This is a genomic window from Acidobacteriota bacterium (assembly GCA_016716905.1).
In the GTDB taxonomy this organism is placed as follows: Bacteria; Acidobacteriota; Vicinamibacteria; order Vicinamibacterales; family SCN-69-37; genus SYFT01.
The window spans coordinates 1-14,231 of the sequence record JADJUS010000003.1 but is presented as its reverse complement, the minus strand read 5'-3'; the positions used below and the strand labels follow the sequence as shown (position 1 = coordinate 14,231).

Annotated in this window: 12 protein-coding genes and 3 pseudogenes; 3 read left to right on the top strand and 12 right to left on the bottom strand. The window is 67.1% G+C overall.

Annotated elements, in window-relative coordinates:
- Nucleotides 1-93: 93 nt before the first annotated feature.
- The 9 genes and pseudogenes from IPL75_00305 to IPL75_00265 form a co-directional block, all read right to left on the bottom strand.
- The gene (locus IPL75_00305) at nt 94-1,194 is read right to left on the bottom strand and encodes a nucleotidyltransferase family protein (protein ID MBK9238709.1); all 1,101 of its coding nucleotides are present in this window, start codon (nt 1,192-1,194) and stop codon (nt 94-96) included.
- Between the two features lie 4 nt (nt 1,195-1,198).
- Nucleotides 1,199-1,852, bottom strand: a complete 654-nt coding sequence (locus IPL75_00300; protein MBK9238708.1) for a hypothetical protein — start codon at nt 1,850-1,852, stop codon at nt 1,199-1,201.
- Nucleotides 1,853-2,088: 236 nt separating this feature from the next.
- Nucleotides 2,089-2,982, bottom strand: a complete 894-nt coding sequence (locus tag IPL75_00295; protein MBK9238707.1) for a hypothetical protein — start codon at nt 2,980-2,982, stop codon at nt 2,089-2,091.
- Between the two features lie 24 nt (nt 2,983-3,006).
- Nucleotides 3,007-5,322 carry a hypothetical protein gene (locus IPL75_00290; protein ID MBK9238706.1) on the bottom strand — a complete coding sequence of 772 codons (2,316 nt, stop codon included), beginning with the start codon at nt 5,320-5,322 and terminating at the stop codon, nt 3,007-3,009.
- Nucleotides 5,323-5,611: 289 nt separating this feature from the next.
- Nucleotides 5,612-6,949, bottom strand: a complete 1,338-nt coding sequence (locus IPL75_00285; protein ID MBK9238705.1) for a tetratricopeptide repeat protein — start codon at nt 6,947-6,949, stop codon at nt 5,612-5,614.
- The gene (locus IPL75_00280) at nt 6,834-7,514 is read right to left on the bottom strand and encodes a hypothetical protein (protein ID MBK9238704.1); all 681 of its coding nucleotides are present in this window, start codon (nt 7,512-7,514) and stop codon (nt 6,834-6,836) included. The genes IPL75_00285 and IPL75_00280 overlap by 116 nt, the downstream gene beginning before the upstream one ends.
- Before the next feature lie 76 nt (nt 7,515-7,590).
- The gene (locus IPL75_00275; protein ID MBK9238703.1) at nt 7,591-7,758 is read right to left on the bottom strand and encodes a protein kinase; all 168 of its coding nucleotides are present in this window, start codon (nt 7,756-7,758) and stop codon (nt 7,591-7,593) included.
- Nucleotides 7,759-7,765: 7 nt separating this feature from the next.
- Nucleotides 7,766-8,449 (bottom strand): annotated as a pseudogene (locus tag IPL75_00270) (protein kinase).
- Nucleotides 8,364-8,950 (bottom strand): annotated as a pseudogene (locus IPL75_00265) (sigma-70 family RNA polymerase sigma factor). Before IPL75_00265 ends, IPL75_00270 begins: the two co-directional pseudogenes overlap by 86 nt.
- A gap of 112 nt (nt 8,951-9,062) precedes the next feature.
- Here IPL75_00265 and IPL75_00260 point away from each other — a divergent pair.
- Nucleotides 9,063-10,124, top strand: coding sequence for a glycoside hydrolase family 99-like domain-containing protein (locus tag IPL75_00260; GenBank protein MBK9238702.1), 1,062 nt, complete (start codon nt 9,063-9,065; stop codon nt 10,122-10,124).
- Complete coding sequence (locus tag IPL75_00255; protein MBK9238701.1) at nt 10,121-11,665, top strand: glycosyltransferase family 2 protein; 1,545 nt, start codon at nt 10,121-10,123, stop codon at nt 11,663-11,665. Before IPL75_00260 ends, IPL75_00255 begins: the two co-directional genes overlap by 4 nt.
- Nucleotides 11,666-11,722: 57 nt before the next feature.
- Here IPL75_00255 and IPL75_00250 read toward each other — a convergent pair.
- Nucleotides 11,723-12,852 (bottom strand): annotated as a pseudogene (locus tag IPL75_00250) (IS30 family transposase).
- A 140-nt stretch (nt 12,853-12,992) separates the two neighbouring features.
- Nucleotides 12,993-13,154, bottom strand: a complete 162-nt coding sequence (locus IPL75_00245; protein ID MBK9238700.1) for a hypothetical protein — start codon at nt 13,152-13,154, stop codon at nt 12,993-12,995.
- Nucleotides 13,155-13,246: 92 nt separating this feature from the next.
- On the opposite strand from IPL75_00245, the gene IPL75_00240 reads away from it, so the two are divergent.
- Nucleotides 13,247-13,474: a hypothetical protein gene (locus IPL75_00240; GenBank protein ID MBK9238699.1), complete on the top strand. Its 228-nt coding sequence runs from the start codon at nt 13,247-13,249 to the stop codon at nt 13,472-13,474.
- 413 nt (nt 13,475-13,887) lie between these two features.
- On the opposite strand, the gene IPL75_00235 is transcribed toward IPL75_00240, so the two are convergent.
- Nucleotides 13,888-14,175, bottom strand: coding sequence for a hypothetical protein (locus IPL75_00235; GenBank protein MBK9238698.1), 288 nt, complete (start codon nt 14,173-14,175; stop codon nt 13,888-13,890).
- Between the last annotated feature and the right edge of the window lie 56 nt (nt 14,176-14,231).

The window sequence follows — 14,231 nt, the reverse complement described above, 5'->3', positions numbered from 1 at the left end:
AAGCCATGCCCTCCGAACTGCAATTGGCGCGGCTAAAGCCACGCCCTACATACCGGCCGTGCCTCCGCCGCGAGACATTGGCGCCTTGTCCGGCTATCGATGTCGCACGCGGCGCATCAGCCATGGAACCAGATGGCGTCGGGAGTCGAGCCCGACAAGGCCAGCCGTGAATCGCACGAACCCGGGGGTTCCAGGATGGGCGCGCCTCGCTCGACGCCAGCCACGCCAGAACAACCAGAGGCTCACGGGCGGGGCCACCGGTCGCGTCTTCACGTGGCGTTCCAGACGGTCTACCCACGACGTGGGCGAACGGTCCAACTCCGTCATCACTTTCGCCGGCACGACGATGCCGGGTATGTCGGCCATTAGCCGGAGGGCCGACAGCAGCTGGTGGGACAGCTGCCGCTGTCGGGCTTCGGCCACAACTACGTCCCAGTCCAGCGTATCGCCAGCCCGATGGAGCACTTCGACTGCGTCGGCCACCCAGGTACCGGCATGAACGCGACTCCACCTCAGACCGTGGATGCACACATGCAGCAGCTGATCGGCAGGGCTCTGCACAAGCCAACGCGTCTGCTCGTCCTCGATTGACACTGTCCGTCGCCAGAGCCCCGCATCAACTCCGGGCCATGTGTTTTCCTGGAGCACATATTGATGCATGTCGAGGGCCCCGCCGTCTGGCGACGAGTAGCTGAAACTGTGCCGGCCTGTTTGAGCCAATGCACCCGGTGTGTGGGGACACGTCCACCCCAGTTCGGCGAGGATCGGCCGCGCCGCATCGATCGACGTCGGTTCGATCAACGCGTCCACGTCGCCAAACGGCCGCGCCCCGCGATCGGGGTACACAGCGAGTGACAGCGCGGCGCCCTTGAGCAGCACGGTGCGGATGCCGGCGCGATGGAGGGCAGTCAGCGCAGGCCTGGCCCGGTCGAAGATGAGCTGGTTGCTGGCCCACGCCTCACGGCGCGCGCGTCGCAAGAGTTCGTCATTCGCCTCAGGTGCACCAAGTCTCGCGAGATTGCGCGCGACCAGTGGCAACCAGCGCGCTTCGATTCCAGTGCGCGCGGCGGCGGCTCGGCGGCCGGACCATTCCCTCCACGCGCGAACGGCCTCATCGCTCTGCGCGAGCGAAGCGGTCATGAGCCAGTCGCGGACGACATCCGGACCACCCAGCACATCCCGGACGTTCTTCATGGGACTATCGGCCGTCGAGTTCTTGCAGCAGCAGGGGCGCGACGACGTGCGCCTCACCGCGCTCGCTTTCGATTGCATGGGCGCCAAGCACAGCCAGGCGCAGGATCGGCATGGTGGACTCGGGCTCGCGTTGCGCCGCAACGGCGTTGTCCATGCAGGCAAGCAGCGCGACCGCCGGCGAAAGCGGGAGCGGGCACCACGTGGCCGTGGGTGCATACCGCGTGACGACGATCAGCCCGAGCGGAAGTGGTCCGGTGCCGGCCTGCCCGCCCAGCGACTCGACCGGAGTCGGCACGCCGGGCTCGCCAGCAGTGCCCCGCACCGACAGCGGAACCGGATACGGGTGGACCTGCCCGGCCTTGTCCAGAACGGCGAATTCGTCGGAGTAGTGCTCGGCGCCCGCGCGCACCAGCGCGCTCACGAGGGTCGTCTTGCCGGTCATCGATCGACCGGGGATGATCAGTGCGCGCCCTCGCCAACCGACGACGCCGGCATGAAGAAACACGCAATTCTGTGCGCGAAGAGCCGTCAGCAGTTCGGCGTGGCGGTGGAACGCGGTGAAAAGCGGGGCCAGATCGAACGAGCGCGCAATGAGTCCAGAGCCGCAATAGAGCAGGTTGAAATTGCGCTGTCCTCGTCGCGGACTCGGTGCGGCCACGCGAAGCGAGCAGGATGTCCACCACCTCCATTGGACTGGACTGCCAGCCCAGTGGTGCGTGTCGTGTGGCCTCGGTCAGCGCCGATGGGTCGTTGCTGCGGAGACCAAAGCGCAAACCGAACGCCGAATAGGTGGTTCCTTCGGTCCAGCCGAGCCGGTCGACCTTCTCCTGGCAGACCGTGATCTGTGGCAGGGTGGGCAAGGGCATCGACTCAGTCGCGTGCCTGCCGCTGACATCAGTAGGCAATACAGAGGACGCGTCGGTTGTTCACGCTGCAAGGCACGGTGAAATCGTTCATCCAGCCGGAAGTGGTCAACGTGCTGTTTCCACCGTCAGCACCAACGTCGACCGAGTTCGTCGTCCAACCGATGCAGTGGTTTGAGCTCAGCTGTCCGTTGGAGCTGCTCCCACTCCACCACCGCTGGTCGCCTGGAGAGACGCCTGCGGCGCTCAAGGTGGCGTCGATGCCGCCGTCGAGCAGGTTCGCCCAGTCGGAGGCGACCTGCGTGAAGCCCGGACCAGGTCCTGTGATCGGCAGGGTGGTGGGCACGCTGTAGTTCGCGGGCATGTCGCGGATTTCATCCGTCGCGCTCGTCGAGATGAACGCGCGGTAGTTGGTGTAGCCGGAAGGCTTGTTCGTGCTGTTGGCGCACAACGCGTCGGCACCCGCGCGGCCACCCAGGTTGCCGTCAAAACTTGCGCCGTCATTCGCCTGGTAGAGGATGATGCGCGTGCCGGCCGACTGCGCTGCCGCGGGAGTTGGCGCAACAATCGAGATGAGGACCGGCACCAACCCGGCGATCAACCCTGTCTTCATCACTTCCCGCCGTGACCACACCGCCTGGGCTGACGCCGGGGGCAACTCGCCTTGCAGCAGCTGCGCCGCGCCGAGTTGCGACAGGCCGCTCCACACCAGGGCGTCGGCCTCGTCAGCGCTGACCTCCGGTGCAAGGTCAACGCGCAGGCGGGCGGCCATGTCCGCCGGACTCGTCTGTCCATCGCACATGTCCCACACCCGCGCCAGAGAGGGATTGAGCGCGTGTACGGTCCGGCGTGTCCGGTCGCACAGACACAACTCGTCGTTCAACACTTCGGCGTAGACGTTGAGGGATCGTTGCGGATGCTGCATAGGTGGAGCCTCGCTTTTCGCGGGCTAGGGTACCACAGTGGCCAGGAGGTGGCGCGCTACGCGAGTGGCATCGCCGCTTCTGCGGCTGTCGCCTTTCTGGAATCTCGGAAGCGGGGGCGGCCTGACACGGCCGGGTAATCCACCCCGCCACCACCGCTGGCCAGGGCCTGTCGGGCGCGCGGCTCCCCGCCTTCCTACTTCTTCGGCGTGCAGGGCAGCACGTTCTCCGTCGTGAAGTACGTCGCTCAGCACGAAGATCGGGTCAAGAACGGGCGCCAGACCGGTCAGCACGAGGTGATAGCAGCCGTTCTTGTAGCGCAACGACACCCACTTGTTCTTGTCCCACACGGCGGCCTCGTATTCCGTGATGTCACAAAGTGCAGCGGCAGCCGACGGGCCGAAGAGGGTGACATACGCCGCGCGCTGCTGCGCAGAGCATTTCGCCGGGGGCGCCGGCAGATTGGTGAGATTCGGTTCGAGCACCATCGGAAACGCGAGGCCCATCGCTGCCGATGGCGGCGGCAGCTTCGTGGGCAACTGCACGGACCGGCCGTGGTAGATCGGATCGCTGTCGCGGATGAGCGTCGGGCGCGAGGGCAGCGTGTCGAAGAGCTCAGTCGTACGCTGGATTCTGAGCGTCAGCACGGCTGGGTTGAAACGAATGTCGGGCACCAGCCACGGCGGGAGCTTCGGAATGCTGTACGGCCGGCCCTGCATATCCTGCACGGCCTGCTTGATGAACTTCTGGGCTTCGTCCGAAGCAACATCAGCAATGACACTCGGCACGCCGACCTGTGACGCCAGTTGCGCGGCGGCGTAATCGAACCCCTGGTCCATCAGTTGATCGAAGTTCGGAATCGACGGCGGTACGCCCATGGTGGCGAGCGCGACTTCAAGACCCATCTCGAGGGCGGCCTGGCACGGTGTCGGCGGACAGTTGACGCCCGGAATCACGTTCAGCCCGGCAGCCACCGCCTGCACGGCATAGTCCTGGATCTGCTCCCACAGTTCGCTCGCGGAATTCACGAGCTTCGCGATCTCGTCTACCAGGCCGGTCAACACGGCGCCGACCGTATTGGTGAACGATTCGAGCCAGCCATCATCATCGCTTGCGGCAGGCACGCAGAACATGTTGTTTGGAAACGTGGATGAGGCGGTCTGGCCGTAGCTCACACCAGACATGTGTGCATCGACCATCATGTCCCAGACCGTTCCGAATGATCCCGGGGTGGGTGGGACGACGTAATGGTCCTCAGTGACGCGATAGCAAGTCTCGCCCGCCTTCGGTCTGGCGCCAATGAACGGCTGTGCGTAGATGATCTCAGTGATCGCGAAGACAGGTCCCTCCGGTGGCGGAGCCTGGTTCTTCTTCTTCGGCGGTTTGGCGACCAGCACTTCCGCCGGTACCCCACGTTCGGGATCGCAGGGCATCGGCAGCACCCGGACGTACAGGGGACGGCCAAGCTCGAGGCGGGTCCGCATGTTGTCGTCGATCACCGGGCCAGGGCCGGTGTCACCATCATCCGGGTCGAGGCCTGCACCCGGCAGGTCCGTGCGGCCTCCACCTCCGACGATGGCTTCGAAGTCCACGGGGACGATGGCCCAGGCGCCGGGCTCGGAAGTGAAGTCCTGTTGATAGACGACCGCGGTTGGATCTGCCGAACATGGATTGAATGCCCGGCTGCCCACTCTCGGGAATGGCGCGGTCGACACCTGCAATCGCCCTTCGGCGACGTCGGGATCGACCGAGCGCCACCGGAACCGGCGCATGGCGGTGGTCGGGTCGTCAAAGTCTACGAAATCAGCGGCCACCCAGGCGGCGCGGGATCGGCCCTCCTGCGCCGCGCCCCAGATCGCCAGTCTCGAGTTCACGACGTAGGCATCGAATGCCAGCGGCTCGGAGTCAGCTAGGACGAGCGGATCGCGGGACGCGTCCCACACCACCTGGTCGCAGCGCCTTGCGCTCCGGCCCATCAGCTTCACGCCCACGCGGTACGGCGTGAACGGGATCAGGCCCTGGAACGAGAACTCGAACTGGCCAGGCGCCGTGGCGCGCACTCTGACGACCTGCGAACCAACTCTCGCATCGTCGGGCTGGCGCAGACCGCCCGGCGCCACGGGATTGCGCGGAGAGACCCGCCGCGCCCGCACCATGAGGTCTTCGGGCGTCACGGTGCATCCGTGGACGGCAATGGTCCCCGAGAAACTCCCCGCCCCCCGGAGTTGCGGCATCGCGGTGCGCGCGGGTGCCGGCGCAGGCGCCGGCGCGGTGGCCAGCGTCGCTGATCCGAGACACGTGACCACAGCAACGCCGGCAAGTAGCACTTTTCGGATTCCCATTCCAGGCTTCATAGGTTCCTCCACCCCGAACACGTGACGGGTTGTTCAAGATGGAGAACGCAAACCGGCCGCGGGCGGGGCCATTGGAGCTTCGAGCCTGAGCGCCAGCCGGATGGACTGTGTCAGGTAATGGCGGGGGCCGAGGGCGGCTTCAACCTCCCCCAGGCTCTGTGTGAGCAGGCGGCGGCCCGCGGCCTCGCGGCCCACTTGAATGAGGCAAGCGCCTTCGGCCGCGCGTGCTTCCGCCGTCCGCCAGGCCGGCAGCGACGGCTGGCGGCTGAGAGAGCTCTCAGCCGCGCGAATGAGCGCCAGCGCTTCCTCGGCCGTCGCCGGTGTGCATGTCGCCGCGCCCAGGAACATGCGCGCCTCCGCGGTCTGCCACGCGTCGGGTCCGATCTTCGATTCCCTGATGTCCAGGGCCTCGCGAAACGCCGGCACCGCCGCGGCCGGGGCGTTCTGCGCCTGGCGCAATCGCCCCCACGCGACGAGGGCTTCGGCCAGACGTGGATGCGCCGGCGGATAGACGCGCCGCGATCGCGCCACCACGTCCGTGAGATGCGCGATCGGCTTCCACGAACGCCCGGCGATCGGTCAGGATCAGGCCAAGCGTGCGGAGTGACTGGGCGACTTCCGGGCTGTCTTCGCCACGCGTCGTGCGACGCAGGGCGAGCGCCCGGCGCGTCATGACCTCGGCATCGGCGGTCGCACTTCGCTCCCGCAGGACGACGCCGACGTTCGCCATCGCGGTGGTCGTGTAATTGTGGCCGGAGCCGAGGGTGCGTTCGAAGAGCGCAAACGCTTCGCGAAACCCTCGCTCGGCGTCCTCGAAGAACCCCAGCCGATAGGAAAGGACCGCGAAGTTGTTGACCGACAGTCCCAGATCGGGATGATCGACCGGCAGCACCCGGCGCCGAATGGCGAGGGCTTCGCGTGCCGTCGCGACCGCGTCGGCCAGGGCCCCACGATGTTCGAGCGCGACCCCGAGGTTGTCCATGATGTGCGCCACCTTGTGATGGTCGGGCCCCAACACGCGCTGGCTGATCGCCAGCGCCTCGCGCAGATCGCGCTCGGCCTCCTCGTAGCGGCCGCCCCTCGAGCGCAGCACGCCAAGCGCCAACAAGCTGTCGGCGACGTCGGGGTGATTCGGACCTCCAAGTCGCCGGCGGACATCGAGTGCGCGGTGATGCAGTTGTTCGGCTTCCTCCATCGCGCCGCGTTCCTCGAGCTTCGTGGCGAGATTGGCCGCGCTCGTGGCGGCATCGAGCGACTCGTCGCCGTACCGCGAACGGTCAATGTCATACGCCTCGCGGTGCAGTCCTTCCGCTTCGTCATTCCGGTCCAGATCGGAGTACACCGACGCCAGCGAGCCCAGCGTCGAGGAGACTTCGGCGCTGCGCGGTCCGTAGACCCTTCTCCGGATGGCCAGCGCTCGCTCGAGCACCCCGGCCGCCTGCGGATATTCGCCGCGATCCCACAGCAGCACGCCCCATCGATCGAGCGCGGCGCCCGCTTCAGCGCTCTCGGGGCCCTGCAGCGCGCCGGCGAGGGTGACGGCCCGTTCCAGCAACGGCGCTGCTTGCTCGAGCAGGCCCAGTTGTCGATACAACTCGCCGGTCACCCGGTACATCTCGGCCTGTAAGCTCAGGCTGGCTGGCCAATTCGTGTTCGACGCGCGCCGCGCCACGGTCGAGCACCTCGCGGGCCGTGACCGTGGCGCCGCGGGCTGCCGACGGGTCTGACTCCTGGAAAATGCTGGTCAGAAACGCCGTCACCGCCTCCGCGCGGCTCGCGGCTCGGGCGGCCTGATTCGCCTGCCAGAGCGTCGCGACGATGCCGGCCGCGATGGCGAGGCAGACGAGGCCCGTGGCAGAGACGCCGATCCAGTGACGCGACACGAACTTGCGCATGCGCAACGACACATGCGCGCGACGCACCTGCACCGGCAGACCGTCGAGGTGCCGATTGATGTCGGCGCAGAGCGCGGCCACTGACCCGTACCGCGCCTCCGGCTCGCGTCGAAGCGCCGTCAGGACCACCGCATCGAGCTCACCGCGGAGCCGCCGGCGCCCAGCGCCCGTGAGTCGCGACGACGGCGCAGCCGGATCCCGTTCGAGGATGGTGCGCGCCAGCGTGAGCGGACTCTCGTCGGGCGCGTCGAGGGCGCGGCAACCTGCGAGCAACTCGCATAACACGCCGCCGAGGCCGTACAGTCTGTCGCGGTCGTCGCCGGCTCGCCGCGAATCTGTTCGGGCGCGGCGTAGGCCGGGGTCAGCGCGGCCATCCCCGTGCCGGTTGCGTCCGCCCCTCGGTCCCATCGCCGGTCAGCAACTTGGCGATGCCGAAGTCGAGCAACTTCACCGCACCGTCGGCCGTGACCATGATGTTCGACGGTTTCAGGTCGCGATGCACGACGAGATTGCGGTGGGCGAACTCCACACCGACACGCGGCGAGAAACAGCCGGAGGCGTTGCTCCACCGAGAGACCGCGGCGGTCGCAGTACGTGGTGATGGGCTCGCCCTCCACATACTCCATGACGAAATAGGGCCGGCCTAGATGGTCGGCACCGCCGTCGATAAGGCGCGCGATACCGGGGTGCTGCAGTCGCGCCAGGATCTGGCGCTCGCGCAGAAACCTCGCCAGCACCTCGTCGGTATCCAGGCCACGCCGGATGCACTTGACGGCGGCACATTGGTCGAACCCGCCATCAGCGCGCTCCGCGAGATAGACGACACCCATGCCGCCGCGGCCGATTTCCCTGATCACGCGCCACGGGCCAAGACGGATGTCGCCCGCGCCGGACGCGTCGCCCTCAGCCATCGCTTCAAGCTCATGACGCACGCTCGCCGCCGCGTGATGGACCAGCCGATCGTCTCCCAGATCCGTCGGGTTCTCGATCATCCTGCGAACGGCCGCGAGGATCGCCGGATCGTCGCCGCGACATTCGCGTTCGAGCCACGCGTCGCGCTCTTCGACGGGACGGTCGGCGGCACGATCGAAGAGATCGAAGATCCGGCGCCAGTCATCCGATGAATGCGGCACGTTACCCTCCGGACGGATCGCCCAGTTCCCCGGCCAGGAACGTCCGGGCCTTCTGCCACTCGCGTTTGACCGTGCGGGCGGACACATCGAGCAGGGCGGCGGCCTCTTCGACCGACAGACCGGCGAACACCCGTAAATCGACAAGACGCGCCAGTCGCGGGTCAATGGACTCGAGACGGCCGATCGCGACGTGCATCGCGATGACGTCGATCGGGTGGTCGTCCACTGCGAGATCGGCGTCCTCGAGCGGCCAGAGGCGGCCGCCGCCGCGTTTGCCGGCGTTCCGGCGCCTGGCGTAGTCCACGAGAATGTGGCGCATGGCTGTGGCCGCCACCGACAGGAAATGCTGCCGATCGCGCATCGTCGCCGGCGTGTGGCCGACGAGTTTCAGCACGCCTCGTGGACGAGGGCGGTCGTGCCGAGCGTGTCGTGCGTGGTGCGCCGCTGGCGAAGTTGCCGGCGGGCCAGGGATTTTAGTTCATCGTAGACGATGGGCAGGAGACGGTCGAAGGCGCCATCGGCTCCTGCCTGCCACTCTGCGAGAATTCGCGTGACATCTGAAGGACGTCGCCTCGTGTCTTCTGGCACCTGCCCGCCTCCGAGTGCGCATCATACTATCGGGTGACCCTTGGCGGCAGCGTCCACAGCCGGGTGATTTGTGACAACATCAGCGCCGGTGCCGGACGAACGACGCGCGCGGTTGCTGGCGCTCTACCTGCCGCAATTCCATCCGATTCCCGAGAACGACACCTGGTGGGAACCAGGGTTCACGGAGTGGACCAACGTGTCGCGGGCGCGCCCGCTCTATGCGGGTCACCTGCAGCCGCGACTGCCCGGGGAACTCGGCTTCTACGACCTGCGCGTACCCGAGGTCCGCGCGGCGCAGGCTGCGCTGGCGCAGACCCACGGCATCGAGGCGTTCTGTTACTGGCACTACTGGTTTGCGGGCCGGCGGTTACTCGAACGGCCGTTCGACGAAGTCCTTCACACCCAGACGCCGGACTTCCCTTTCTGCCTGGCGTGGGCCAACCAGACGTGGTCGGGCATCTGGCACGGGGCCCCCGGACGCGTCCTGATCGAACAGACCTACCCGGGCGAAGACGATCATCGCGCGCACTTCGCAGCGCTGCTCCCTGCATTCGCGGATCGGCGGTACGTCCGAGTAGATGGCCGTCCCGTGTTCTTCGTCTACCGGCCGGCGCAGTTGCCAGAGCCGCAGCGATTCGCTGCCCTCTGGCGCGACCTGGCCAGGCAGCACGGACTCGGCGGCCTGTTCCTCGTGGGCCAGCATGAAGCCGACTGGGATCCGATCGCGAACGGCTTCGACGCCCGTGTGCCGCTCGAGATGCCGAAATGGCGGCCCCCTGACACCTCAACGCCGCTGAGTCGAGTCGCGCGTCGCCTTCGCCGCGCCGTGCGGCCGCGCCCGCTGGACGAAGGTCCGGCGGTGCTCGACTACGCCACCGTATTCCGGAATGTCTATGAGGGCCGGCTGGCGCCGCACGAGTTCCCTCTCGTCATGTCCAACTGGGATAACACCCCGCGATGCGGACGCCGCGGGTCCGTGCTGGCCAATTCAACACCCGAAGCGTTCGCCGCCTATCTACGGCGCGCGATCGCGCAGGTCAGGGACCGTCCGCTGGACCAGCGGCTTGTGATGATCAGGTCGTGGAACGAGTGGGCCGAAGGAAACTACCTGGAGCCGGATCAGAAGTTCGGCCGCGGCTATCTGGAGGCCATCCAGCGGGTGCTTAAAGAGTGACCCTCGCCTGCGTGGTCATCAGTGTTGGTAGCCCGCCCCGCCTCGCCGACGCGGTGCAATCACTCCTGAATCAGGACTCCCCCGTCGAAATCCTCGTCGTCAACTCGGGCGGAGGCTGGCCAACCGAGACGCTCGGCGAGGCCGCCGCCCGCGTGCGCATCGTCAACGTCGAGGATCAGTTATCCGCGGGCGCTGCGCGCAACATCGGCGTGGCGCAAACGCGCGCACCTTTTGTGGCGTTCCTCGCCGCCGACTGTGTCGCTGAACCAGGATGGGTGAGCGCCAGGCTGAAGCGGCACGCAGGTGGGGCGCTCGCCGTGTCGAGCGCGATTACGAACCCGACGCCCGACAACTTCTCCGCGTGCGCGTCGCAGGCGCTGGTGTTTGCGCGACACTACGGGGTCTCGTATGCCCGAACGTTGTTCGATCGCTTCGGGCGGTTCCGCGAGGATCTGCGCTCCGGTGAAGACACGGATTTCAACGGCCGGCTGTCAGGCGCCGTGCCGATCGAATGGGCCCCTGAAGTCCGAACGGCCCACCAGCATCCAACCACAATGGCATCGCTCGCGCGCGATCAATACCGGCGCGGCGCCCTGCGCGTAGTCGCGAACCTCCAGACGACTGGGCGGACGCGGCGGTGGCGGGAGCTTCGGAAGGTCGGGGCCGGCGCGCTGCAGTCGATGAAGCTGGCGTGGACCGCATCGCCCTGGATCGCGCTGGCTTCCTGTGCTGACGCACTCGGCGTGTTGTGCGCGAGTACGAGCGGCGTGTCGAATGCTCATACCGTTCCGGTGGCATCGCAGCCGCCGCGGATCCTCGCGCTCCTCGCCTTCCGCGACGAGATGGCCTACCTGCCCGGCTACTTTGAGAACGTCGCGCCTCATGTGGACGGCATCGTGGCCCTCGATGACGGGTCCGTGGATGGCTCAGGGGATTTCGTGGCGGCGCAGTCCGGCGTGCTCGAACTGATCCGGTTGCCGCCCCGCAATGACCACGAGTGGGACGAGCCGCGAAACCAGCGGTTGCTCATCGAGGCGGCGCTGCGCCACCAGCCCGACTGGCTGCTTGCGCACGATGCCGATCAGCGGCTTGAGCGTGATTTCCGCCGGCGTGCGCTTCGCGCGATCGCGCGTGCCGATCGCGAGGGCCACCGTGCCTACGCGTACAGGTTTCTTGAGCTGTGGGATCGTCCCGATACCTATCGTGATGACGGGGTGTGGGGACGGAAGCGAATGGCGTCGCTCTTCCGCGCACGCACCGACCACCTCTTCAACGATCGGGCGCTGCACGGAACCTGGGCGCCGGCCGACGCCCGCGAGAACGGCGAGTTCCCCTGGGCCGACCTCATCGTCTATCACCTGAGGATGATCGACCCGGAGGACCGCCGGAAACGGCACGAGCGTTACGTGACCATCGACCCCGCCCACCAGTGGCAAGCGATGGGCTACGACTACCTGATCGACGAGCGCGGCTGTCAGCTGAAGCCGCTGCTACGCGGCCGCGGCTACGAGCCGCTGCACCGGCGCAGGCCTCGGCCTTGAGAACCAGGCCGAGCTACGTACGGGAAGACATCGAGCCGGCACGTAGCTCGGTTCGATTCACGCGGTCGATGCAACGGCCGCCGCTAGTCTATCCGCAGGCGTTTCATAATCGAGCGTTTTGCGCGGACGCGTATTGAGCCGATCCGCAATCCGGTTGAGTTTCGCCTGGCTGAAGGTGCGCAGGTCCGTGCCTCGGGAAAAGCACCGCCGGAGCAGCCCATTGGTGTTTTCGTTGGTGCCGCGCTGCCACGGGCTCTGCGGATCGCAGAAATACACTTGCACGTTGGTGGCCATCGTGAATTGCCGATGGGCCGCCATCTCCGATCCCCGATCCCAGGTGAGCGAGCGTCGCAGCTGTGGCGGTAGCTGCCGAATGTGACGCGCGAGGGTGCGCGCGACGCTGGACGCATCGATCTGCGGCGTGCGCACCAGCATCACGAACCGCGAGTGCCGTTCGACCAGCGTGGCAATGTGGGAATGGTGCGCCCCCGCGGAGCAGATCGCCTTCCCAGTGACCCGGGACGGCGCGATCGGTCGCCTCGGCCGGCCGCTCCCGAATCGAGACCAGATCCGCAATGCGCAGTGCGTCAGGGCGGGCCGGCGCCGTGGGCGTCGTAACGCCCCCGCGCGTCGTAAATGCTGCACGAGGGCGCGCTTGAGGACGCCGCGGGCCTGGACAAACAGACTGCGATAAATCGTCTCGTGTGAGACTTGCATCTCGGGATTATCACGGTAGCGTCGCCGCAACCACGCGGCAATCTGCTGCGGCGACCAATCCTGCGTCAAGGCGGCCGCGACGACCGCGCGTAAGCGCGGCTGCTGGGCCAACCGACAGGGTTTCGGTCGCCGGGCCCGCCGCCACGCCGCGTGGTCGGCGGTGGCCGCGCGATACCGCGTGCGTCCGCCATGCCGATGCACTTCGCGGCTGATGGTCGACGTCGGACGGTGCAGCCGTCGGCCGATGGCCGCGAAGCTGTCGTGGCCGCCACCCCACGCGAAATCTCCTCGCGCTCCGCCGCCGTCAGCGTCCGCGGGGCGCGACGCCGGGGGCGCGGCGGGATGCCGCCCCACTCGCGAATCACGCTATGGATCGTTTGGCCCGACGCGCCGACCGCCGCCCCCATCGCCGCGTACGTTTCGCCCCGTTGTCGCCGCGCCCAGATCTCTGCTTTCAGGACTTCGCTCATGTCGAATGCTTGCACGCTCCACCTCCGTGGACCGTTGCAATCACCGCTTGAATTCACCCGGGCTGGGGCTCAAGCACGTAGCTCGGGCTGTTCCTCAAGCCCGAGTCCTACTCACTCCGAGCGCAGCGCGTCCATGACGTTCACCGTCCGACCGTCAGCGTAACGGACGCCTGCCGGCCGTCGCGCACATCGATCGGCGACGCAGCGGCCGCCAGCGACTCGAACCACGCGGCGGTCTGCGCCAACGCGGCTGGAATTTCCGAGAGCGCCGTCAGGGAGTCCGCGCAACGACGCGAGTCCATCAGCGCCAGCGCGGGTGAACTGGTAGGGCCCCTGCAGGTCACGGACAGGCGTGTGTTTGACACACGACATGTGCACACATATTATGTGTAAAATGAAGAACATCACCCTGGCGCTCGATGAAGAGAGACGCTCGCGGCGGGCCGGGCATGCCGAGCGGCACCACACGACGCTGAATGCGCTGGTGCGCGATCTGCTGGCCAAGACGGTCAACACCAATCGACAGGCGACCGCGGCCGAGATGTTCCGCCTGATGGACGATGCGCCTGGCCGTTCGCGCGGCAAACGCTGGACCCGCGACGAACTCCATGCCCGCAGGTAAGGTCTTTCTCGACGCCAACATCCTGGTCTACGCGCAGGACAAGGACTCGCCCGCGAAACGGCGTCGCAGCCGCGAGGTCATCGCCGCCTTGGCGGTGTCCGGCACCGGTGTGATCTCCACGCAAGTAATCCAGGAGTTCTACGTCGCCGCGACGCGCAAACTCGGCGTCGCGCCTCTGGCCGCAAAGAGCGTGCTGCACACGTTCAAGGTGTTCGAGATCGTCCAGACGTCACCTGACCTCATTGAAGACGCCATCGACTGCTCGGTCCTCAACCGAATTCCTTCTGGGACGCGCTCATCGTCGCCGCTGCGGCGTCCAGCGGGTGCGAGGTGGTGGCAGCGAAGACCTGAATCCGGGGCAGACGATTCAGGGCGTTCGAATCGAAAACCCGCTGGAGTAGGCCCGAAACCACCTACTCCGAGCGCAGCGCCTCCATCACGTCCACGCGTGCAGCCCGCGCAGCCGGCACCACTGATGCGAGGACGGCCGCACCCGCCAGCAGAATCGCCGCGCCAACGATGGGCAGTGCGCCTGGAATGTGCACCTCTGGAACGACGGCGCCCACCAGCTGCACAAGGATCAGACCGCCCACCACACCGGCCACGATGCCAATGCCGGCGATGACGGCGCCCTGCCGCAGCACCCCCATCAGCAAAATGACGCGGCGACGAACCGATCGCCAGACGCACACCGAACTCATGCGTCCGCGCGCTCACCGAAAACGCGAGCACACCGGCCACGCCCACCACGGCGATC